This is a genomic window from Pseudomonas sp. SJZ078 (assembly GCF_007828255.1).
Lineage (GTDB): Bacteria > Pseudomonadota > Gammaproteobacteria > Pseudomonadales > Pseudomonadaceae > Aquipseudomonas.
Window position 1 is genome coordinate 235,489 of sequence record NZ_VIUG01000002.1, and the last position, 22,225, is coordinate 257,713.

Annotated in this window: 19 protein-coding genes and 1 pseudogene; 13 read left to right on the plus strand and 7 right to left on the minus strand. The window is 59.9% G+C overall.

Annotation, left to right across the window (positions count from 1 at the left end):
• Window position 1: 1 nt before the first annotated feature.
• From FBY02_RS03010 to tadA, 5 genes and pseudogenes are all read left to right on the plus strand, one after another.
• Window positions 2-865, plus strand: a complete 864-nt coding sequence (locus FBY02_RS03010; RefSeq protein ID WP_144923195.1) for a class I SAM-dependent methyltransferase — start codon at window positions 2-4, stop codon at window positions 863-865.
• A gap of 407 nt (window positions 866-1,272) precedes the next feature.
• Window positions 1,273-1,458 (plus strand): annotated as a pseudogene (locus tag FBY02_RS03015) (DUF6632 domain-containing protein); the annotation flags it as partial.
• A 280-nt stretch (window positions 1,459-1,738) separates the two neighbouring features.
• Window positions 1,739-4,456 (plus strand): AAA domain-containing protein, encoded by a 2,718-nt coding sequence (locus tag FBY02_RS03020; RefSeq protein ID WP_144923198.1) that lies wholly within the window; start codon window positions 1,739-1,741, stop codon window positions 4,454-4,456.
• 285 nt (window positions 4,457-4,741) lie between these two features.
• Complete coding sequence (locus FBY02_RS03025; RefSeq protein WP_144923201.1) at window positions 4,742-6,118, plus strand: multicopper oxidase family protein; 1,377 nt, start codon at window positions 4,742-4,744, stop codon at window positions 6,116-6,118.
• Window positions 6,118-6,615: a tRNA adenosine(34) deaminase TadA gene (gene tadA / locus FBY02_RS03030; RefSeq protein WP_144923204.1), complete on the plus strand. Its 498-nt coding sequence runs from the start codon at window positions 6,118-6,120 to the stop codon at window positions 6,613-6,615. Before FBY02_RS03025 ends, tadA begins: the two co-directional genes overlap by 1 nt.
• Window positions 6,616-6,742: 127 nt before the next feature.
• Here the strand turns inward: tadA and cmoB are convergent, their stop codons facing one another.
• Complete coding sequence (gene cmoB / locus FBY02_RS03035) at window positions 6,743-7,699, minus strand: tRNA 5-methoxyuridine(34)/uridine 5-oxyacetic acid(34) synthase CmoB (protein WP_144923207.1); 957 nt, start codon at window positions 7,697-7,699, stop codon at window positions 6,743-6,745.
• On the minus strand, window positions 7,696-8,439 hold the full coding sequence (gene cmoA / locus FBY02_RS03040; RefSeq protein ID WP_024778935.1) for a carboxy-S-adenosyl-L-methionine synthase CmoA: 744 nt from the start codon (window positions 8,437-8,439) through the stop codon (window positions 7,696-7,698). Before cmoA ends, cmoB begins: the two co-directional genes overlap by 4 nt.
• A gap of 307 nt (window positions 8,440-8,746) precedes the next feature.
• Between cmoA and FBY02_RS03045 the strand changes: the two genes are divergently transcribed.
• Window positions 8,747-9,706 (plus strand): omptin family outer membrane protease, encoded by a 960-nt coding sequence (locus FBY02_RS03045; protein ID WP_256662463.1) that lies wholly within the window; start codon window positions 8,747-8,749, stop codon window positions 9,704-9,706.
• 25 nt (window positions 9,707-9,731) lie between these two features.
• Here the strand turns inward: FBY02_RS03045 and FBY02_RS03050 are convergent, their stop codons facing one another.
• The 5 genes from FBY02_RS03050 to FBY02_RS03070 form a co-directional block, all read right to left on the minus strand.
• Entirely contained in the window at window positions 9,732-10,124 is a 393-nt protein-coding gene (locus tag FBY02_RS03050) for a protease inhibitor I42 family protein (protein ID WP_041020627.1), read from the minus strand.
• A gap of 190 nt (window positions 10,125-10,314) precedes the next feature.
• Window positions 10,315-12,729 carry an endopeptidase La gene (gene lon / locus FBY02_RS03055; RefSeq protein WP_144923210.1) on the minus strand — a complete coding sequence of 805 codons (2,415 nt, stop codon included), beginning with the start codon at window positions 12,727-12,729 and terminating at the stop codon, window positions 10,315-10,317.
• A gap of 199 nt (window positions 12,730-12,928) precedes the next feature.
• Window positions 12,929-14,242: an MFS transporter gene (locus tag FBY02_RS03060; protein WP_144923213.1), complete on the minus strand. Its 1,314-nt coding sequence runs from the start codon at window positions 14,240-14,242 to the stop codon at window positions 12,929-12,931.
• Between the two features lie 120 nt (window positions 14,243-14,362).
• Window positions 14,363-15,604, minus strand: a complete 1,242-nt coding sequence (locus FBY02_RS03065) for a CNNM domain-containing protein (RefSeq protein ID WP_144923216.1) — start codon at window positions 15,602-15,604, stop codon at window positions 14,363-14,365.
• Between the two features lie 12 nt (window positions 15,605-15,616).
• Window positions 15,617-16,429: an inner membrane protein YpjD gene (locus FBY02_RS03070; protein ID WP_144923219.1), complete on the minus strand. Its 813-nt coding sequence runs from the start codon at window positions 16,427-16,429 to the stop codon at window positions 15,617-15,619.
• A 196-nt stretch (window positions 16,430-16,625) separates the two neighbouring features.
• Between FBY02_RS03070 and ffh the strand changes: the two genes are divergently transcribed.
• The 7 genes from ffh to FBY02_RS03105 all read left to right on the plus strand — a co-directional run bounded on the left by ffh (window position 16,626) and on the right by FBY02_RS03105 (window position 22,222).
• Complete coding sequence (ffh, locus tag FBY02_RS03075; RefSeq protein ID WP_144923222.1) at window positions 16,626-18,002, plus strand: signal recognition particle protein; 1,377 nt, start codon at window positions 16,626-16,628, stop codon at window positions 18,000-18,002.
• 228 nt (window positions 18,003-18,230) lie between these two features.
• The gene (rpsP, locus tag FBY02_RS03080; RefSeq protein WP_007927680.1) at window positions 18,231-18,482 is read left to right on the plus strand and encodes a 30S ribosomal protein S16; all 252 of its coding nucleotides are present in this window, start codon (window positions 18,231-18,233) and stop codon (window positions 18,480-18,482) included.
• Window positions 18,483-18,487: 5 nt separating this feature from the next.
• On the plus strand, window positions 18,488-19,024 hold the full coding sequence (gene rimM / locus FBY02_RS03085; protein ID WP_144923226.1) for a ribosome maturation factor RimM: 537 nt from the start codon (window positions 18,488-18,490) through the stop codon (window positions 19,022-19,024).
• A complete protein-coding gene (trmD, locus tag FBY02_RS03090; protein WP_173668653.1) occupies window positions 19,006-19,779 on the plus strand; it encodes a tRNA (guanosine(37)-N1)-methyltransferase TrmD in 774 nt (257 codons plus the stop codon). The genes rimM and trmD overlap by 19 nt, the downstream gene beginning before the upstream one ends.
• A 44-nt stretch (window positions 19,780-19,823) precedes the next feature.
• Window positions 19,824-20,174, plus strand: coding sequence for a 50S ribosomal protein L19 (rplS, locus tag FBY02_RS03095; RefSeq protein WP_003175895.1), 351 nt, complete (start codon window positions 19,824-19,826; stop codon window positions 20,172-20,174).
• Window positions 20,175-20,305: 131 nt separating this feature from the next.
• The gene (gene xerD, locus FBY02_RS03100) at window positions 20,306-21,202 is read left to right on the plus strand and encodes a site-specific tyrosine recombinase XerD (protein WP_144923229.1); all 897 of its coding nucleotides are present in this window, start codon (window positions 20,306-20,308) and stop codon (window positions 21,200-21,202) included.
• Window positions 21,203-21,490: 288 nt separating this feature from the next.
• Complete coding sequence (locus FBY02_RS03105) at window positions 21,491-22,222, plus strand: DsbC family protein (protein ID WP_144923232.1); 732 nt, start codon at window positions 21,491-21,493, stop codon at window positions 22,220-22,222.
• Window positions 22,223-22,225: the final 3 nt, after the last annotated feature.

The following is a 22,225-nucleotide window of genomic DNA, read 5'->3' on the forward strand; positions in this document are numbered from 1 at the left end:
CATGACAGAGCAAAATGCCCATCAGGTTGCCGACTGGAATGGCCAAAGCGGGGAGTACTGGGCCGCCAACCAGGCTCGGCTGGACGCCATGATGGCGGTGTTCGGCCGGGCCGCGATCGAAGCCGCCGCGCCCGTCACGGACGAACGCGTGCTGGACGTCGGTTGCGGCGCGGGTGCGTCAAGTCTGGATCTGGCCGCTCGCGTCGGCGCGGGCGGCTATGTGCTGGGCGTGGACATCTCCGAACCGCTGATCGACCGAGCACGTGCGCTTGCGCCACAGGATACGCCGGTCCTGTTCCGAGTGGCCGACGCCAGCAGCACCGAGCTGCCCGAGGGCGCGTTCGACATCCTGTTCTCGCGTTTCGGGGTGATGTTCTTCGAAGATCCGACTGGGGCGTTCGCCCATATGCGCCGCGCGCTTCGGCCGGGCGGGCGGGTCGCTTTCGTCTGCTGGCGCGGCGTGGCCGAGAACGATTGGGTGCGCCTGCCGATGGGGGCGATCAAGGACATCGTCCCGCTACCCGCGCCGCCCGGTCCCGAAGCGCCCGGCCCATTCTCGTTCGGTGATCGGGGGCGGGTGATGCGTATCCTGACAGCGGCCGGCTTCACCGATATCACTATCACACCCTTTGATGCTTCCATCCCATTCGGCGAGGGCAAAACGCGGGACGCGGCGATCGACGACGCGGTGAGGATGGCGTTCGAGGGCGGCCCGCTGTCACTTGTGCTCGCTGATCAACCCGATGACATCCGCGCCCGAGCCTGGGCCGCGGCCCGTGCCGCCTTCGCGGGCCTCGCCGGCGAGAGGTCGGTGATGATCAACGGCGCGGCTTGGATCGTGATGGCGCGCAATCCGGCAAGCTGATAAGGATTAACTGGGGAGATGACCCGCTGTGGAGCGGGCGTCTTTGGCCGGTCAGATTGATGTTCCCTCTGGCTTTAAAACCGCCATTTGCGAGCTGGAGACTTGGATCATGTTTAACCCTTTCCTCAGCTCTGGTGAGGATTGCTAGAAATAACTGTTTTTGTGCGTAACTCTTGTTTTCTAATCGTTTTTTTCCGAGCTTAATCGTTAGCTGACAAGATCAGGCGTAGCGCATCCTTTTTTCAATACCCGAAAGCCGTCTTGTCCGCAGAGGCCCCTGCGGCATGAAGTTACCCATCTGGAGTTCCTCGCCCGTCTGTTGAAGAGTCCCGCTATCTGCGCAGCCATGCACGGGCGCGTGCAGCGTTAAAGGAGGTGGTCGAGATGCCTGATCAACAGGCATACCTGTGAGTCTGATCTGGTTCACCGTGTGGTCGAGCGTGGTGCATGGCGCGATCATGGCTGTGCAGTCCTTCGGTGTCGGAATGGACGGAATGAGCCACTACGGCCACTTGCTCGGCGATGTGCCTGCGTTGTTCGTTGTCGCGGCGGCGCTGGCGTTCTTCACGCCGCGGGGCGAGAAGGCGCGGTAGCTCACATCTTCCAACTACGACAGCAGTAAGTGACGACGGCGCCTGATGGTGCTGTCATCTTTCTCTACGATTTGCCGCCTTCACCCGCGCTTGGAAGCACCTATCATCGACCCGTTCGTCCCGCGGCAATCCGCTTGCATGGCTGGAGGTTATGCATCCATGGATGCTGATGTTCGAGTGAGGAGTGATGGCGCAATAGTATTGAATTGTCGGGTCAACCAGATGAAACTTCAGACAACATGGACGTATCCAGGCATGAACGAGCCTGACTAAGGAATGTATGGTTTCTATCAAGGTACGCGGTGAAGACAGGACCGGACAGATCAGCAACTGGACAATCAAGAACGAGGGTAGCGCAGGGTTTTCGCTTGTTTGTCATCTTCCTTGCGGTAAGAAGGTGCTCTATCCGCTCGAAGAATGTGAAGTCGTTCCTACCCGAGTGGTGGGGAACAGCTACCTGTGCAAGCAGGGCTGTGCGGTACATGATCCTATCAAGGAGGCTGTGATCTATGGAGAAAAATACGCCATAGTCCAGTATCCCAAAGGCGCCAGGAAATACCTGTTCAAGCTGGACGCTATCGAGCTGGTCGCATCGACGAAGTTTAATGACGACCCGGTCTTTGAGTATTTCCTTTCTGTGGCTAACGGGCGGGTCACCCAGGCCGAGAAGCCGGATGACAAAAAGATCGCTGACAATGTGCTGCGTCAGCTGACTGCAGTTCCGTTGTGCGCAGGTACAGCACTGCACGCGTACTGCACCGGGCAGAATGGTCAGCAGAGGCAAGCGGGTCATTTAATCTTTCCGTTTGGTATCAACGAAAGCCAGCTCCAAGCTGTTGAGCGGGCTTTGGCCTCCCAAGTCAGTCTTATCGAAGGCCCTCCCGGCACTGGCAAGACCCAGACCATCCTGAACATCATCGCTAACATCCTGTTGCGTGGAAAAAACGTAGCGGTGGTCTCCAACAATAATTCGGCCGTTGCGAATGTCTGTGAAAAACTGGGCAAGTCGGGGCTTGATTATTTGGTCGCCGAGCTGGGCAGCAGCAGAAATCGCGAGACATTTTTCGCCAATCCGCGTTCTCGACCTTCACCACCTACCGAAACCGCGCCATCAATGGAGCGCATCCAGGCTGTCCTGCACCAACTCAAGGGCTATTTGCATGCCTGCAATGCGGTGGCGCAGTTGCAGATTGAAATCGCTGAACTGGAAGTCGAGAAGCGCTACTTGCAGCAATGGCAGCAGGACAACGGCATACGGGTGCCGGACCTGGAGAAGTACAAGCTCACTGCGCAAAAGTCCGCTGATCTGATGGCGTATTTGACTCATCTTGGCGGCGGTCGCATCAGGATCAAGGATCGAATCGAGTTGCTGTTCAATTTCAGCATCTTGCGCACCAGGCCATTCGATAATTGGGAGAAACGCAAGTCGACGTTCTATGGCCTGCAACTGCACTATTACGACAAGGCGTTGCAGGAAAAAAACGCAGCGCTGGAAGGCCATCAGCAAGCGTTGAGAATCGGCAATTATCAGGCGCTGCTGGATGAGCTGACCGGCAGCTCGATGAAGTACCTCAAACAACACTTGCATCAACATGTACCGACCCCTGAGGCCTTTGAAGCCGAGACTTACAAGTGCAGATTCGATGAGTTCGTGAAGCGTTATCCGATCATTTCCAGCAGTACACATTCAATCATCAACTCGCTTCAAAGCGGGACGATACTCGACTACGTGATCATCGACGAAGCCTCGCAGCAGGACATCGTTCCAGGAATATTGGCTTTGGGCTGCGCAAAGAATCTGATCATTGTCGGTGATAGGAAACAGTTGGCGCACATCCCGGCAAAGCTGGGCCTGGCTGCGCCCGAGTATAAGGATCACTACGATTGCGAGAAGCACAGCCTGCTCGATTCATGCGTCAGGGTTTTCAACGGTTCTATTCCGAGAACGTTGCTTAAAGAACACTACCGCTGTCATCCGAGAATCATTCAGTTCTGTAACCAGCAGTTCTACGAGGGGCAACTGGTCCCGATGACAAAGGACAATGGGGAAAAACCGCTGTCGTTGTTGATCACCGCCAAGGGCAACCACGCACGACGGACAACCAACCTTCGCGAATTGGAATCGCTGCTGGCGACGCTCGACAGTGAGGGCAAAAGTGCCTGGGAGGGCGAGGATGGCAGGGGCCTCATTGCTCCATTCAGGGCCCAGGCCGCACTATCGGGCACGCTGCTGCCGGCTGACTTCGTCAATGACACCGTACATAAGTTCCAGGGCCGGGAGTGCGAAGAAATCGTCTTCTCCACGGTGTTGGATAAAAAGACGACTACCCAGAAGTTCCTCGCATTCGTGGATGATCCGCGCATGGTGAACGTGGCGGTGTCCCGCGCTAAAAATCGCTTTACGCTGGTCACGGGAGATGATGTTTTCACTGCGAACAACGGGCATATCGCGGCGTTGGTGCGCTACATCGAATACTACGCCGAAGAAAGGCAGGTGCATCGTGCACCGGTGATATCGGCCTTTGACCTGCTTTACAAGGAATACGACCAATCGCTTGAGCGTCTTAATCAGCGGCTACGGTCGGAGGACTCCACTTACAAATCCGAGCAGATCGTCGCACAGATATTGCGCGAGACGTTGGAGCCTGCGGCTTGCCGAGGGCTCAGATTCCGCTCGCAGATCCCACTGATTCAAGTGGCTTCCATCCTCAACACTAGCCTGACGCCGCGAGAGCAGGCATTCATGAGTAACGGTGCCAGTTGTGATTTCGTAATTTATTTCAAAGCCGGGAAAACGCCGCTAGGTGTCATTGAAGTTGATGGAGGCAGCCATGACACGCCGGAGCAGGCGGAACTTGACGCTTTGAAAAACAGCATCCTGGGCAAATGCAGTCTTCCGTTATTGCGCTTGCGCACGGTTGAAAGTCACATTGAACAGCGGGTGAGCGCATTCGTAACGCAGTGGACAACCAGCGTTTCGAACGAAATTGCGACTTAGGCTCTGTACGAAAAGCCTTGATACTCGTCCATGCTGCGTTGAAAACAGCCTCGCAATGCTCATGTACTCCAGTACACTGCGCTTCCTCGGCTGTTTTCGCCTTGCCTGACCTTCGTCTCAAGACTTTTCGTACAGAGCCTAGTCTGAGCATTTGGGCGCTGTGGTGACCAATGTTCGAACGGGGTCGCGACAATCCTTCACTTAATCTTTCTCAATTGCGGGTGTATCGTATTCGCCTTTTGCGGACTTGCCGGTTCGCCGCGGATTCAATAGGTGGTTGCCTTCATGTCGTTTACCCGTCGCCAAATACTCGGTGGCCTGGCCGGTCTTGTTGTCGTGGGCGTTGGCGCGGGAGGCGCATCGCGGTATTGGTTGGGCAAGCGGGCGGATGCCGAGGCTGGGCACGACTATGAATTGATTGCGGCGCCTCTGGACGTCGAGTTGGTGGCCGGGCACAAGACCCAGGCCTGGGCCTTTGGACCAGCGGCGCCGGGGACCGAGTTGCGGGCGCGCCAGGGCGAGTGGCTGCGGGTGCGCTTCATCAATCACCTGCCGGTGGCGACTACGATCCATTGGCACGGGATCCGCCTGCCGCTGGAAATGGACGGTGTACCGTACGTCTCGCAACTCCCGGTGCTGCCGGGGGAATACTTCGATTACAAGTTCCGTGTGCCGGACGCCGGCAGCTACTGGTATCACCCGCACGTCAACAGCAGCGAAGAGTTGGGGCGTGGCTTGGTAGGGCCGTTGATCATCGAGGAGCGCGAGCCCACCGGGTTCAAGTACGAGCAAACCTTGAGCCTCAAGAGCTGGCATGTGGACGAGCAAGGCCAGTTCGTTGAGTTCAGCATTCCCCGCGAGGCGGCCCGTGGCGGGACGGCCGGGCGACTGGCGACCATCAACGGTGTGCCGGAGGCGGTAATTGACTTGCCGGCCGGGCAGATCACGCGGGTGCGCCTGCTCAACCTCGACAACACCCTGACCTACCGGATCAACATTCCCGGGGTCGAAGCGCAGATCTATGCCCTGGACGGCAATCCCATCGAGCCGCGCCCGCTGGGCAAGGAGTACTGGCTCGGCCCGGGCATGCGCATCTGCCTGGCCATCAAGGCGCCGCCGGCCGGGGAAGAATTGTCGTTGCGCAACGGCCCGGTGCGCCTGGGCACCCTGCGGTCGGTGCCCAACAACGATGCGCCGACCCAATGGCCACCCGCGTTGCCGGCCAATCCGGTGTCCGAGCCGGACCTGGCCAATGCCGAGAAACTCAACTTCAATTTCGAGTGGGTCGGTTCGGTGTCGGTCAATGTCGACAACGGCAAGCCGCCAAGCCTGTGGCAGATCAACGGCAAGGCCTGGGACATCACCGACAAGACCTGCGCCGACCGGCCGATTGCCACGCTGAAAAAGGGCAAGAGCTACATCTTCGAATTGAAGAACATGACTCAATATCAGCATCCAGTCCATTTGCACGGGATGAGCTTCAAGGTGATCGCGTCCAACCGCCACAAGGTCATTCCGTATTTCACCGACACCTACCTGCTGGGCAAGAACGAGCGGGCACAGGTGGCGCTGGTGGCGGATAACCCGGGTGTGTGGATGTTCCACTGCCATGTGATCGACCACATGGAAACCGGCCTGATGGCCGCCATCGAGGTGGCGTGATGCGTCAGATTCGTCCCGCTCGGATCATCGATCGCAGCCGCGACCAGGACTTCATGCGCGAAGCCCTGGCGCTGGCCGCGCAAGGGGCGGCCTTGGGCGAGGTGCCGGTGGGCGCGGTGCTGGTGCAGGACGGCGAGATCATCGGGCGCGGCTTCAACTGCCCGATCAGCGGCCACGACCCCAGCGCCCACGCGGAAATGGTCGCCATCCGCGCCGCCGCCCAGGCCGTGAGCAATTATCGCCTGCCCGGCAGTACCCTCTATGTGACGCTCGAACCGTGCAGCATGTGCGCCGGCCTGATCGTCCATTCCCGCATCGCCCGGGTTGTCTACGGTGCCCTCGAACCCAAGGCCGGTATCGTGCAGAGCCAGGGGCAGTTTTTCAGCCAGGCGTTCCTGAACCATCGGGTGATGTTCGAGGGCGGGGTGTTGGCGGAAGAATGCAGCACGATGCTGAGCGAGTTCTTCAAGGCGCGCAGGGCCAAACCCCAGGACTGAACACCGAATCCCCTTGTGGGAGCGAGCCTGCTCGCGATAGCGGAGTGTCAGTTAACACACCTTTGACTGATTCACCGCTATCGCGAGCAGGCTCGCTCCCACTGGAAATGGGGGGGGGGTGATCTATTTATTTACGCGCCACAATCACCGCCCGCATTGGCGCCGGCAAGCCTTCGATGGTCTTGCTGGAGTCTTCGGGGTCGAGAAAATCGCTCAGCGACTGATACTTCATCCACTCCGTGCTGCGTTGTTCTTCCACGGTGGTCAGGCTCACGTCCACGCAGCGCACGTCGCTGAAACCAGCGCGGCGCAGCCAGCGCTCCAAGGCTGGCACCGATGGCAGGAACCACACGTTGCGCATCTGTGCGTAGCGATCCTCAGGCACCAGCACCTGATGCTCGTCGCCCTCTATCACCAGGGTTTCCAGTACCAGCTCACCGTTCTTGACCAGGCAGTTCTTGAGGGCCAGCAAGTGCTCGATAGGGGAGCGGCGGTGGTAGAACACGCCCATGGAAAAAACCGTGTCGAAGCCTTCCAGATCCGGCGGCAAGTCTTCGAATGGGAACGGCAGGTGCCAGGCATTGGGCTGCGACAGGTAGCGCTGCACCGCCTGGAATTGGCAGAAGAACAGCCAGTTGGGGTCTACGCCGATCACCGTGTCAGCCCCGGCGCCGAGCATCCGCCACATGTAGTAACCGTTGCCGCAGCCCACATCGAGGATGCGCTTGCCCTTGAGGTCCAGGTGCGGCGCCACCCGGGACCACTTCCAGTCCGAGCGCCATTCGGTGTCCACGTGCACGCCAAACAGATCGAACGGCCCCTTGCGCCACGGCGACAAGCCCATCAGCGCGGCGCGCATTCGGGCGCGGGTTTCGTCGCTGCAATCGGTGTCGAGGGTCAGCCCGTTCAACAGGTCGATTTCGCTCGGCTGCAGCACCGGCAAGGCATCAAGGGCACTCTGCCAGCGCTCCAGGTCGCCATGGCCCTTTTCCATTTTGGTGTCGAGTTGCGCCTGCAGCGTCGCGGCCCAATCGGCCAGGGGCGTGCCGGCCAGGCGGCGGGCGAGGGGGGACAGATCAATCATGGCAGGGCAATCAACGAGGCGAAGTTAAGACACTGGAACCATGGCACGACTTTCGAGAACCCGGCCGCCAGCAGGCGTTCGCGGTGTTCCTCGAGGCTGTCGGGCTTCATGACGTTTTCGATGGCACTGCGTTTCTGGGCAATTTCCAGCTCGCTGTAGCCGTTGGCGCGCTTGAACGCGACGTGCAGGTCAGTGAGCAGCGCATGCTCCTGCGCATCGTTGAAGCGCAGCTTTTCCGACAAGATCAGGGCGCCGCCGGGCAGCAGGGATTGGCGGATGCGGCTCAACAAGGCCGTGCGCTGATCCGGTGCGATGAACTGCAGGGTGAAGTTCAGCGCCACCACCGAGGCCGGCTGGAATTCCAAGGCCAGGATGTCGCCCTCGATCACTTCCACCGGCAGCAGCTCCTGGAACATCGAGTCCTGGCCGTTAAGGTATTCGCGGCAGCGCTCGACCATGGCCGCAGAGTTATCCACAGCGATCACCCGGCAACCGTCGGTGCGTACGTGGCGGCGCAGCGCCTGGGTCACCGCGCCCAGGGAGGAGCCCAGGTCATAGAGCACGCTGCCCGGCTGGGCGAATTGCGCGGCAAGCACACCGAGGTTTTCGACAATGGTCGGGTAACCCGGCACCGAGCGCTTGATCATGTCCGGAAATACCCGCACGACGTCCTCGTTGAAGGCGAAGTCCGGCACTTGGGCCAAGGGTTGGGCGAATAGGCGATCAGGGTCGTTGCTCACGGCGGTTCCAGCGGCAGGGTGAAAAGGCGGGCATTTTAGCCAATTAATGCGTCGAGCGTGATCTTTGATCGATGCCTGGCCGTGGGCGGTGCGGGGCGTTTTCATCGGAGGCGCGAAGACCGTCCGATCAAGGTGCGCAATATGTGCAACTTCCTGGCACATTTTGTTTGGTCGCGTTTTAAATTCGTTTCTTGCTGAATAACTTTACGTTGATATAAAAAGCTCCACTTCGTAAGACGGGTGCGGTGTTAGAAGTCTCATTGTTGTTATGAGGTTGCCGCCTGTAAAATTTTCAGGGAGAAACGAAATGTTCATGCCAGGGGTCAAGACGGCCAAGCGACTACAGCGGTTTATAATCATGACACTCGCGTCGGTTAGTTTTGCAGCTACTGCCGATAATACGGACTCGTTATATACCAATGAAAGATTGACGCTTGGTATTAATATGGGGGTGCTCAGTGGTCAGGCCAAAGAGCGGGTCTACTTTCCCGAGGAGGGAGGAAGAAAAGCCAGCCAACTGAATTGGGAGTACAGCAATGCCGCTGTCATCAAAGGCTCCCTGGATTGGGACGTGCTGCCATGGGTGTCGGTCGGGGCCTCAGGCTGGACGACAATCACCAGCAAGGACGGCCACATGGAGGACTATGACTGGATGGATGCTCGACAGAGCAAATGGTCGGATCGAAGCGTCCATCCCGATACCACCCTGCAATACGCCAACGAGTTCGATCTTCATCTAACGGGTTGGCTGATCAACCAACCCGCTTATCGTTTCGGTTTGATGGCGGGTTATCAGGAAAGCCGCTTCAGCTTCAGGGCCAGAGGCGGATCATATGACTACAACAACGGTGCAGATATCGGTGAAATTCCGGCCGGTGTCACGGTGATTGACTACAAACAACGATTCAAAACCCCCTATGTTGGCTTGGTAGGAAGTTATCGTTATCAGCGTTTCGATATGGAGGGCGCGCTCAAGTACAGCCGCTGGGTGTCAGCCACAGACTTCGATGAGCACTATCTGGCCGATAAAAATTTTGTCGGTAAAACAAAACGTCAGCATTATTATGCGCTGGTGGGAAACCTGGGCTATTTCGTGACGGACAATACAAAACTTTTCGTGGAGGGCGCCTGGAGTCGCATGCGAAATAAAAAAGGCAGCGTCGACCTCTCCAGTCGCTCCGATGACTACCGCGAAACCTTCGCCGACTCCGCGGGTATTGAAAACTCGAATGTGATGATGACCCTTGGGCTGAAACACTTGTTCTGAAGTGCGAGGATCAGCCGGCCCGTTATCAATTCACCGCAATGGCACAGTCGAAGGTTTCCACGGGGGGCACTTCGGGAGCCCAGGGCTGCTGATAAGTCAGGCGCAACCGGCCGGTACCGGCGGCGAATGCCTGGAAGCGCCAGGTCGACACGCCAGCGGCACCGACGATGCCGGCGTCTTCCGGGTTGCGGTAGACCTCAGGGCCCAGCGCTTTCAACACACCGCCCGCTGAGTCCTGGATGGCCCAGCGATACCCGGTGGTCGGGTTGCTGGGCAAGCTGAGGATCATGTTCTGCCCGTTGTTGAGCCGCACCGGGCACTCGCTGAGTTTCTCCACGGTCACGTTGTTTTTCGGTTGCGTGGCGCAAGCGCTCAGCAGGGCAAGGCTGACGGGGACGAGCAGGCGGGTAAGGGACATGGGGGCTCCGGCATTCACGACGAATGGTGAGCATAACCGAAGATGCTACAGGGTGTGTCAGCTAGGAATGTGTTGTGGCTGATGCCGTTTCGCGAGCAGGCTCGCTCCCACAGAGTATTGTGAGCAACACAATTTTCAATGTGGGAGCGAGCCTGCTCGCGATGAGGCCCGCGCGGTCGCTACATCATCTTCAGAACAACACCTTCGCCACATCCGCAAAGCGCTTGGCGAAGTGCACCGTGACGCCTTCCTTCAGGTAGTCCGGCAGCTCTTCGAAGTTACCCCGGTTGGCTTCCGGCAGGATCAGTTCGAGAATCTTCTGCCGGCGCGCCGCGATGACCTTTTCGCGGACCCCGCCAATGGGCAATACGTGCCCGGTGAGGGTCAGCTCGCCGGTCATGGCGACGCCTTTCTTCGGTGGCTGGTTGCGGGCCAGAGACAGCAGCGCGCTGGCCATGGTCACCCCGGCGCTCGGGCCGTCCTTGGGCGTGGCGCCTTCGGGCACATGCAGATGGACGAAGGCTTCGTCGAAGAACTTCGGGTCGCCGCCGAACTGCTTCAAATGCGAGCTGACATAGCTGTGGGCGATTTCCGCCGATTCCTTCATCACGTCGCCCAGTTGTCCGGTGAGTTTGAAGCCGCGATTGTGGGTGTGGATGCGCGTTGCTTCGATCGGCAGGGTGGCACCGCCCATGCTGGTCCAGGCCAGGCCGGTAATCACGCCGATGCCAGACAGCACCTGCTCGTTGCGGAACACCGGTTTGCCCAGGGACGCTTCAAGGTCCTTCGGCCCGAGCTTGATCACCGCCTTTGGCTCGTCGATCAGCTTCATCACCGCCTTGCGCACCAGTTTGCCCAGCTGCTTCTCCAGCTGCCGAACCCCGGCTTCGCGGGCGTAGCCGTCGATCAACGTCTTCAAGGCCCCGTCGCTGATGCTCAGGCTGCCCTTGGACACCCCAGCCTTGGCCAGTTGCTTGGGCCACAGGTGGCGCTTGGCGATGGCGACCTTTTCTTCGGTGATGTAGCCCGACAAGCGAATCACTTCCATCCGGTCCAGCAGCGGGCCGGGGATCGAGTCCAGGGTGTTGGCGGTGCACACGAAGAGCACCTTGGACAGGTCCAGGCGCATGTCCAGGTAGTGATCGAGAAACTCGACGTTCTGCTCCGGGTCGAGGGTTTCCAGCAAGGCCGAGGCTGGATCGCCCTGGTAGCTCTGGCCCATCTTGTCGATCTCGTCGAGCATGATCACCGGGTTCATCACTTCGACGTCTTTGAGCGCCTGTACCAGTTTGCCCGGCTGGGCGCCGATGTAGGTACGCCGATGGCCCTTGATCTCGGCCTCGTCGCGCATGCCGCCGACGCTGAAACGGTAGAACGGCCGGCCGAGGGACTCGGCAATGGACTTGCCGACGCTGGTCTTGCCCACGCCCGGCGGGCCCACGAGCAGCACGATGGAGCCGCTGATCTCGCCTTTGTAGGCACCGACGGCGAGGAATTCGAGGATACGGTCCTTGATGTCGTCCAGGCCGGCGTGGTGCTGGTCGAGCACCTTGCGCGCGTGCTTGAGATCGAGCTTGTCCTGGCCGTATACGCCCCACGGCACCGAGGTCGCCCAATCGAGGTAGTTGCGGGTGACGGCGTATTCCGGCGAACCGGTTTCCAGGATGGAAAGCTTGTTCATTTCCTCTTCGATACGCTTCTGGGCCTGGGCCGGCAGCGCCTTGCCCTCCAGTCGCTGCTCGAACTGTTCGAGGTCGGCGCTACGATCGTCCTTGGTCAGCCCCAATTCCTGCTGAATGACCTTGAGCTGTTCCTTGAGGAAGAACTGGCGCTGATGTTCGCCGATCTTGCTGTTGACCTCGGCGGAAATCTCTTTCTGCAACCGCGCCACTTCGACTTCCTTGCGCAGCATCGGCAGCACTTTTTCCATGCGCTTGAGCATGGGCACGCAATCGAGCACTTCCTGCAGTTCGTTGCCGGTGGCGGAGGTGAGTGCGGCGGCGAAGTCCGTCAGCGGCGACGGGTCGTTGGGGCTGAAGCGGTTGAGGTAGTTCTTCAGCTCTTCGCTGTACAGCGGGTTCAGCGGCAGCAGTTCCTTGATCGCATTGATCAGCGCCATGCCATAGGCCTTGACCTCGTCGGTCGGCTCGCTGGGCTGATGCGGGTATTCGACTTCCACCAGGTACGGTGGACGATGGTGCTTGAGCCAGGTGCGGATGCGCACGCGGGTCAGGCCCTGGGCAACGAATTGCAATTTGCCCGCCTCGCGACTGGCGTGATGCACCTTGACCAGCGTGCCGTACAGCGGCAGCGCCGACGTATCGAAATGGCGTGGGTCTTCCTGGGGAGTATCCATGAAGAACAGCGCCAGGGAATGATGTTCGGACTTGGCCACCAGTTCCAGGGTTTCGGCCCAGGGTTCTTCATTGACGATGACCGGCAGCACCTGAGCCGGGAAGAATGGACGATTATGGATGGGGATGATGTAGACCTTGTCCGGCAGGTTCTGGCCGGGCAGCGCCAGGCCGGTGCCGGAAACGGTGTGTTCGATGTGTTCGGAGTCAGCGTATTCGTTCGTGGCTTCAGTAGAGTGCTGGTCGCTCATGGGGCACCTGCGCAATGGAGTATGGAGCTTAGATGGGGCAGGTGGGGGGTGGTTTCAATGGTGGGCGATTGTTAGCGGCTATTTCATGGTGTGTTGTTCAGCGTTGTGACAGGTCTGCGGCAAGGGATTGCCGTGGCGATGGAGCTTCTGTGGCGAGGGAGCAAGCTCCCTCGTCACAGTGGGTAGAGGCTGCCGGGTTTCACTCGACCCGGTTCAAATCGTTATGCCGGGTTTCTTTCAGGCACAGCACCGCGATCACGCTGAGTACGGCAGCGGCTGATACATAGCCACCGACATAGCTCAAGCCGCCCATCGCCACCAGTTTCTGGGCAAAGAACGGGGCGGCCGAGGCGCCAACGATGCCGCCCAGGTTGTAGGCGGCCGACGCGCCGGTGTAACGCACGTGTGTCGGAAACAGCTCCGGTAGCAAGGCACCCATGGGGGCGAAGGTCACGCCCATCAGGAACAGCTCGATGCACAGGAACAGCGCCACGCCCGCAGTCGAACCCTGGGTCAGCAGGGGCTCCATGAGAAAACCCGAGGCTATGGCCAGCACACCACCGGTGACCAGCACGGGCTTGCGCCCGAAGCGGTCGCTGGCCCAGGCCGACAAGGGCGTGGCGGCGGCCATGAACAGCACGGCAAAACACAGCAGGGCGAGGAACGTCTCGCGGCTGTAGCCAAGGGTGGCGACGCCGTAGCTCAGGGAGAACACCGTGGAAATATAGAACAGCGCATAACACACCACCATCGCCACCGCGCCCAGCAAGGTCGGCCCCCAATATTGGCTGAACAGCTCGACCAGCGGCACTTTCACCCGTTCCTGACGGGCGACGGCATTGGCGAAGACCGGGGTTTCATGAAGTTTGAGTCGCACATAGAGGCCGACGATCACCAGTACGGCACTGAGTAGGAACGGAATCCGCCAGCCCCAGGAGCGGAACTGCTCGTCGTCCAGGCTCATCGCCAGGGTCAGGAACAGCCCATTGGCTGCCAGGAAGCCAATGGAAGGGCCCAGTTGAGGGAACATGCCGAACCAGGCACGCTTGCCCTTGGGGGCGTTTTCGGTGGCGAGCAGCGCGGCGCCGCCCCATTCACCACCCAGGCCCAGCCCCTGGCCGAAACGCAGCAGGCACAGCAGGAACGGTGCCCAGGCGCCAATGCTGGCATACCCGGGCAGCACGCCGATGAGTGTGGTGCACACGCCCATCAGCAGCAGTGACGCCACCAGCGTGGACTTGCGCCCGATCCGGTCGCCAAAGTGGCCGAACAGCGCCGAGCCCAGTGGACGGGCGAGGAAAGCGATGCCGAATGTCAGGAAGGACGACAGCATCTGTGCCGTGCCTGACGTCTGTGGGAAGAACACCGGCCCGATCACCAGGGCAGCAGCCGTGGCATAGACGTAGAAATCATAGAACTCGATGGCCGTGCCGATGAAGCTCGCGGTCGCCACGCGGGTGGTGGAGTTCGTCGGCTGGGCAGACACGGCGTCGTTGCAGGTGGTGGTAGTCATGCAGTTATCCCTGACAGTCATGTGCTCCGTTGGAGCGAATTATTATGGTTGAACGGCTAGGGGTGGTGCTGGTGGTGAACTTTGTGGCGAGGGGATAAATCCCCTCGCCACAGGGAGAATTCAAGCAGCCGTTGGCGCCGAACTGTTATGCCATGCCAGCACCTGGCTGACGCGGTTGTCCACGGTCTCGATGATTTCCAGGCGATAGCGACCGATTTTCAGGCAGACCGGGCTTTCGGGAATGGTTTCCAGCGCTTCGGTCACCAACCCGTTGAGGGTCTTGGGTCCATCGCAAGGCAGGTGCCAGCCGAGGGTCTTGTTCAATTCGCGAATCGACGCCGCGCCATCGATCATCAGGCGCCCGTCCGGCTGCGGATGGACGTGAGGGTTGTCGAGGCTGTGCTCGCTTTCGAACTCACCGACGATTTCTTCGAGGATGTCTTCCAGGGTGACGATACCCAGCACTTCGCCATATTCGTCCACCACCATACCGAGGCGCCGTTGCTGCTTGTGGAAGTTCAGCAGTTGCAGCTGCAGCGGTGTGCTTTCGGGCACGAAGTAAGGTTCGTGGCAAGCGGCTAGCAGCGCCTCCTGGGTCAGGCTCGCGTCCGCCAGCAGATGGCGGATCTGGCGGGTGTTGAGCACGGCTTCGACCTGGTTGATGTCGCTGTGGAACACTGGCAGGCGGGTGCGCCGATTCAGGAGCAACTGCTCGATGATCTCGCCAATGGGATCGTCGAGGTTGATGCCGTCGACTTCGCTGCGGGGGACCAGGATGTCGTTGACGGTGATGTTGTCGAGGGCGTGGATGCCGGAAACCGGATGCGGCCGGCCGATGCTCTGCTCATGTTCATGCTCGACGCGCGCCGGTGTGGGCATTTCCTCGTCGCTTTGCTGGACGGCGCTGGTCTTGCGGGCAAAGGGTCGCAGCAGCCACTCACTCAGGTTGTTCAATAGCCAGGCCAGGGGGTAAATCAGTTTCAATGGTACGCCAAGGAGGGTGTTGCCCAGCGCCAGTATCGCGTCCGGGTGGCGGGTGGCCAGGGTGCGTGGCAGGTAGTCGGCGAACACCAACAGTGCCGCACTGATGGCGAGCCAGGCGATCCAGGGGCCGTTTTCCAGCCAGGTAAAGATCGCTAGCAAGGTGCCGATCACCAGCGCCAGGGCGCGACACAGGGTATTGCACAGAATCAGGCTGGTCAGGGGGAAGTCCAGCTTCGCCAGCGGCTTGTCGCCGGCGCGCGAAGCCTTGCGCTGGGCCAACAGATGGTGCCGGGCGGCTTCGATGGCGGTAAACAGGGCCGCCCAGAGAATCAGCACGACCAGTACAGCGAGCAGTGGCCCCGCGGGCAACCTATCCATCAGCGCCGTCCGTCAGATATGCAGGATGTATTCACGGACCAGTTTGCTACCGAAGTACGCCAACATCAGCAGGCAGAAACCGGCCAGGGTCCAGCGAATGGCTTTATGGCCGCGCCAGCCGAGACGGTTGCGGCCCCACAGCAGCACACTGAACACCACCCACGCCAGGCAGGCCAGCAGGGTCTTGTGCACCAGGTGCTGGGCGAACAGGTTCTCGACGAACAGCCAGCCGGAGATCAGCGACATCGACAACAGGGCCCAGCCGGCCCAGAGGAAGCCGAACAGCAGGCTCTCCATGGTTTGCAGCGGCGGGAAGTTGCGGATCAGTCCGGACGGGTGCTTGTTCTTGAGCTGGTGGTCCTGGACCAGCAGCAGCAAGGCCTGGAACACGGCGATGGTGAACAGGCCATAAGCGAGGATCGACAGCAGGATGTGGGCGAGAATGCCCGGTTCTTCGTCGATGACCTGCACCGTGCCCGACGGCGCGAACTGCGCCAGCAGCACCGTGGCCAGCCCCAATGGGAAGAGCAGCACCAGCAGGTTTTCCACCGGGATGCGCGAACAGGCCAGCAGTGTCAGGGCGATCACCGCGACGGCGATCAGGCTGGCGGCGTTGAAGAAGTCCAGGCCCAGGCCGATCGGCGTCATCAGGTGGGTATAAAGGCTGGCCGCGTGGCCGAGCACCGCCAGCACGCCGAGCGTGACCAGCAGGCGTTTGTTCGCCTTGGCACCGGTGGCCAGGCGGGTGCCGTGATAGAGGGTCGCCGCGGCGTATAGGCAGGCGGCGACGAGGGAGGCAAGCAAGCTGGGTGACAAGGGGAGCATAAATCCTGTTAGGCAAGCCCGAAAGGCGCTGAGTTTGGCATAGAACCCATCCTGCACGAAAGGCCGCCGCGAGGTGTACGTGGCACGCTTCTTCGCTATAATCCGCGACCTGCCCACGCCGCAGGCTCGCCGAGCACATTTTTCACGGTCTGGGCCGCCATTATCCCGGCCTCGTACGGGCCTGAAAGGATCGCGCATGTTTGAAAACCTAACCGACCGTCTCTCGCAGACGCTGCGCCATGTCACCGGCAAGGCTAAGCTGACCGAGGACAACATCAAAGACACCCTGCGCGAAGTGCGCATGGCGTTGCTCGAAGCCGACGTTGCCCTGCCGGTGGTCAAGGACTTCGTCAATTCGGTCAAGGAACGCGCCGTCGGCACCGAAGTGTCGCGCAGCCTGACGCCGGGCCAGGCGTTCGTGAAGATCGTCCAGGCCGAGCTCGAAAGCCTGATGGGCGCCGCCAACGAAGACCTGAACCTCGCCGCCGTACCGCCAGCGGTGGTGCTGATGGCCGGTCTGCAGGGCGCGGGCAAGACCACCACCGCCGGCAAGCTGGCGCGCCTGCTCAAGGAGCGCAAGAAGAAGTCGGTGATGGTGGTGTCCGCGGACGTCTACCGTCCGGCGGCGATCAAGCAGCTGGAAACCCTGGCCAACGACATCGGCGTGACGTTTTTCCCGTCCGACCTGAGCCAGAAGCCGGTGGACATCGCCCAGGCGGCCATCAAGGAAGCGAAGCTCAAGTTCATCGACGTGGTCATCGTCGACACCGCCGGTCGCCTGCACATCGATGAAGAAATGATGGGCGAGATCAAGGCGCTGCATGCCGCGGTCAACCCGGTGGAAACCCTGTTCGTGGTCGATGCCATGACCGGCCAGGACGCGGCCAACACCGCCAAGGCCTTCGGTGATGCGCTGCCGCTGACCGGCGTGATCCTGACCAAGGTCGACGGCGATGCCCGTGGCGGTGCCGCGCTGTCGGTACGGGCCATCACTGGCAAGCCGATCAAGTTCATCGGTATGGGCGAGAAGAGCGAAGCGCTCGAACCGTTCCACCCTGAGCGCATCGCCTCGCGCATCCTGGGCATGGGCGACGTGCTCAGCCTGATCGAGCAGGCCGAGCAGACCCTCGACAAGGAAAAAGCCGACAAGCTTGCGAAGAAATTAAAGAAGGGCAAGGGCTTCGACCTCGAAGACTTCCGCGACCAGCTGCAACAAATGAAGAACATGGGCGGCCTCGGCGGGCTCATGGACAAACTGCCGAACATCGGCGGCGTGAACCTGGCGCAGATGGGCAACGCCCAGGGCGCGGCTGAAAAGCAGTTCAAGCAGATGGAAGCCATCATCAACTCCATGACCCCGGCCGAGCGCCGCGACCCTGACCTGATCAGCGGTTCGCGCAAGCGCCGTATCGCCATGGGTTCCGGCACCCAGGTGCAGGACATCGGTCGCTTGATCAAGCAGCACAAGCAGATGCAGAAGATGATGAAGAAGTTCTCCACCAAGGGCGGGATGGCCAAAATGATGCGCGGCATGGGCGGCATGCTGCCCGGCGGCGGCATGCCCAAGATGTAGGAATCCACGCACCGGCAGTCATGCCGGTGCAACTCACGGGGACGTGGGATCTCCAGCCAACCCGTCATTCGCGGGCGCTGATCGTCGCAGATCTGAATGGCAGCCCGGCACCCGCCGGAAAAAGTCATTTGCAAAAGTCTGGATATTCCTTAGAATATGCGGCCTTTCGGGCACCCATGCCCGCTGTGCATTTAGATTTGCAGCACCGACTACAGGAACGATGTTCACATGCTAACAATCCGTCTTGCCCTTGGCGGCTCCAAAAAGCGCCCGTTTTACCACCTGACCGTAACCGACAGCCGCAACCCGCGCGACGGTTCCCACAAAGAGCAGGTTGGTTTCTTCAACCCTATCGCCCGTGGTCAGGAAGTTCGTCTGTCCGTGAACCAAGAGCGCGTTGCCTACTGGCTGAGCGTTGGTGCACAACCTTCTGAGCGCGTTGCTCAGTTGTTGAAGGAATCGGCTAAGGCTGCGGCCTGAGCAATATGAACGCGACGCCAAAAGATGCTGATGATCTGATCGTTGTCGGCAAAATCTATTCTGTACATGGCGTTCGCGGCGAAGTGAAGGTGTATTCCTTTACTGATCCGATCAAGAACCTGTTGGACTACAAAGCCTGGACGCTCAAGCGCGAAGGCAGCGTGAAACAGGTTGAGCTGGTCAGCGGACGCGGGAACGACAAGTTCCTGGTCGCAAAGCTCAAGGGTCTCGATGATCGTGAAGAAGCGCGTCTTCTGGCCGGTTATGAGATCTGCGTGCCGCGCAGCCTGTTCCCTGAACTGACCGACGGCGAGTACTACTGGTACCAGCTGGTAGGGCTGAAGGTCATCGACCATCTCGGGCAATTGCTCGGGAAAATCGATCACCTGCTTGAGACCGGTTCGAACGATGTCATGGTGGTAAAGCCTTGCGTCGGCAGTCTGGATGATCGCGAACGCCTGTTGCCCTATACCGGGCAGTGCGTGTTGGCCGTTGACCTGGAGGCAGGCGAGATGAAGGTGGAATGGGATGCGGATTTCTGAACGTGGCCAACTTGCGCGTTGAAGTCATCACATTGTTTCCCGAGATGTTTTCCGCCATCAGCGAGTACGGCATAACCAGCCGCGCGGTGAAACAGGAGCTATTGCAGCTGACCTGTTGGAATCCGCGGGACTACACCACGGATCGGCATCACACTGTGGACGATCGCCCGTTTGGCGGTGGTCCGGGCATGGTGATGAAGATCAAGCCCCTGGAAGATGCACTGGTTCAGGCCAGGGCGGCAGCCGGGGAAGGTGCGAAGGTGATCTACCTGTCGCCCCAAGGCCGCCAACTGACTCAGTCGGCGGTACGCGAACTGGCGAATTCGGATGCATTGATCCTGATTGCCGGTCGTTATGAAGGCATTGACGAGCGTTTCATTGAAGCTCATGTCGATGAAGAGTGGTCGGTTGGCGACTATGTACTGTCTGGCGGCGAGCTGCCGGCGATGGTCCTGATCGATGCGGTTACACGACTGCTGCCTGGAGCTTTAGGGCATGCAGATTCCGCTGAGGAAGATTCCTTTACGGATGGTCTGCTGGATTGCCCGCACTACACCCGACCGGAGGTGTATGCGGATCAGCGTGTTCCCGACGTGTTGCTAAGTGGCAACCACGCGCACATCCGGCGTTGGCGTTTACAGCAGTCCCTTGGTCGGACCTGGGAACGACGCGCCGATCTTCTGGAAAGCCGCTCGCTTTCTGGAGAAGAGAAGAAGCTGCTCGAGGAATACATCCGCGAGCGGGACGATAGTTAACAACGTATCGATGGTAAGTCCGAGACTTGCCTTAGGAGCACAGCATGACTAACAAAATCATCCTTGCACTCGAAGCAGAGCAGATGACCAAAGAAATCCCTACCTTTGCCCCGGGTGACACCATTGTCGTCCAGGTGAAAGTGAAGGAAGGTGATCGTTCCCGTCTGCAAGCGTTCGAAGGCGTCGTTATCGCCAAGCGTAACCGTGGCGTGAACAGTGCTTTCACCGTTCGTAAAATCTCCAACGGTGTTGGCGTAGAGCGTACTTTCCAGACCTACAGCCCGCAAATCGACAGCATGGCTGTGAAGCGTCGCGGTGACGTACGTAAAGCCAAGCTGTACTACCTGCGTGACCTGTCCGGTAAAGCAGCTCGCATCAAGGAAAAACTGGCCTGAGTCCAGCTTCCGATGCAAAAAAAGCAGCCTGAGGGCTGCTTTTTTGTTGCCTGCGATTTGCTCTTTGAGCACCCTGCGTACTTTCTTTATCGTATGGATGCAGCGTGCTTGCGCATCCGCCAAGAGTGTTTATGCCAGCCATCGATCATCCGCTGATAGACCAGTTTCTCGACGCCCTGTGGCTGGAGAAAGGGCTTTCCGACAATACCCGTGACGCCTACCGCAGCGACCTGGCGCTGTTCAACGGCTGGTTGCAGGAGAAGAACCTGGAATTGGCCGATGCCGGCCGGGAGCTGATCCTCGATCACCTGGCATGGCGTCTGGAGCAGAACTACAAGCCGCGTTCAACTGCACGATTTCTCTCCGGCGTGCGTGGGTTCTATCGTTATTTGCTGCGGGAAAAACTGATCGCGGTGGATCCGACCTTGCGGGTGGAGATGCCCCAGTTGGGGCGTCCGTTGCCCAAATCCCTGTCCGAAGCCGACGTGGAAGCGCTGCTGGCGGCGCCGGACCTCAGCGAAGCTATCGGTCAGCGCGACCGGGCCATGCTGGAGGTCCTGTATGCCTGCGGCCTGCGCGTCACCGAGTTGATCAGCTTGACGCTGGAACAGGTGAACCTGCGTCAGGGTGTCTTGCGGGTGATGGGTAAAGGCAGCAAGGAGCGCCTCGTACCAATGGGCGAGGAGGCGATCGTCTGGGTCGAGCGCTACCTGCGGGACGCTCGTCATGAGCTGCTTGGCGGTCGCCCTAGTGACGTATTGTTCCCGAGTCGTAACGGCGATCAGATGACTCGCCAGACGTTCTGGCACCGCATCAAGCACCAGGCCAAGGTCGCCGGGATCGGTAAATCCCTCTCGCCCCACACCTTGCGCCATGCCTTTGCCACGCACCTGCTCAACCACGGCGCCGACCTGCGGGTGGTGCAGATGCTGCTGGGCCACAGCGACCTGTCCACCACCCAGATCTACACCCATGTCGCCCGGGCGCGGTTGCAGGATCTGCATGCCAGGCATCATCCGCGCGGCTGAACGAAGAATCCTGTGTACAAGCAGGACTGAGGTTTTGAGTCAAGGCTAAACCTTGTGGGAGCGGGCTTGCTCGCGAAAGCGGTGCATCAGTGGAGTCAATGGCGACTGACACGCCGCATTCGCGAGCAAGCCCGCTCCCACAAAAAATGCATCCTCAATGCCTTGCATCAACGGCATTCGGCCCCGCCGGCCTTATGTGGTAGGCTTGGCCGGTTTGCACAGTGGGCGGCCGGAACCGGATCTGCGGGTTGGCGTTCTCCGTCCCATTTGTTCGCCTCAGGAGTTCCCATGCGTTTGATCCAGATGTTCACCGCCGCTGCCATTGCGTTGGCCAGCACCTTTGCCATCGCCGACGACGCGGCGGACAAGGCTATTCGCAAGAGCCTGGAAAACCTTCAGCTCGAAGTACCGATCGAAGCCATCTCCGCCAGCCCGATGGCCGGCCTGTATGAAGTCAAGCTCAAGGGCAGCCGCGTGCTCTACGCCAGCGCCGACGGTCAGTACATCGTCCAGGGCAACCTGTTCGAGCTCAAGGACGGCAAGCCCGTCAACCTCACCGAATTGACCGAGCGCCAGGGCGTTTCCAAGCTGATCAACGGCATTCCGGTTGCTGAAACCGTGGTCTATCCGGCGGTGGGTGAAACCAAATCCCACATCACGGTGTTCACCGACACCACGTGCCCGTATTGCCACAAGCTGCACGCCGAAGTGCCGGAGCTGAACAAGCGCGGCATCGAAGTGCGCTACGTCGCGTTCCCGCGTCAGGGCCTGGGCTCGCCGGGCGATGAGCAGTTGCAGGCCGTATGGTGCTCCAAGGACAAGAAAGCGGCCATGGACAAGATGGTCGATGGCAAGGAAATCAAGTCCGCCAAGTGCGATAACCCGGTTTCCAAGCAGTTTGCTCTGGGGCAGTCAATAGGCGTGAACGGTACGCCGGCAATTGTTTTGGCTGATGGTCAGGTAATTCCGGGCTACCAGCCGGCGCCGCAAGTCGCCAAACTGGCCCTTGGCGCGAAATAATCA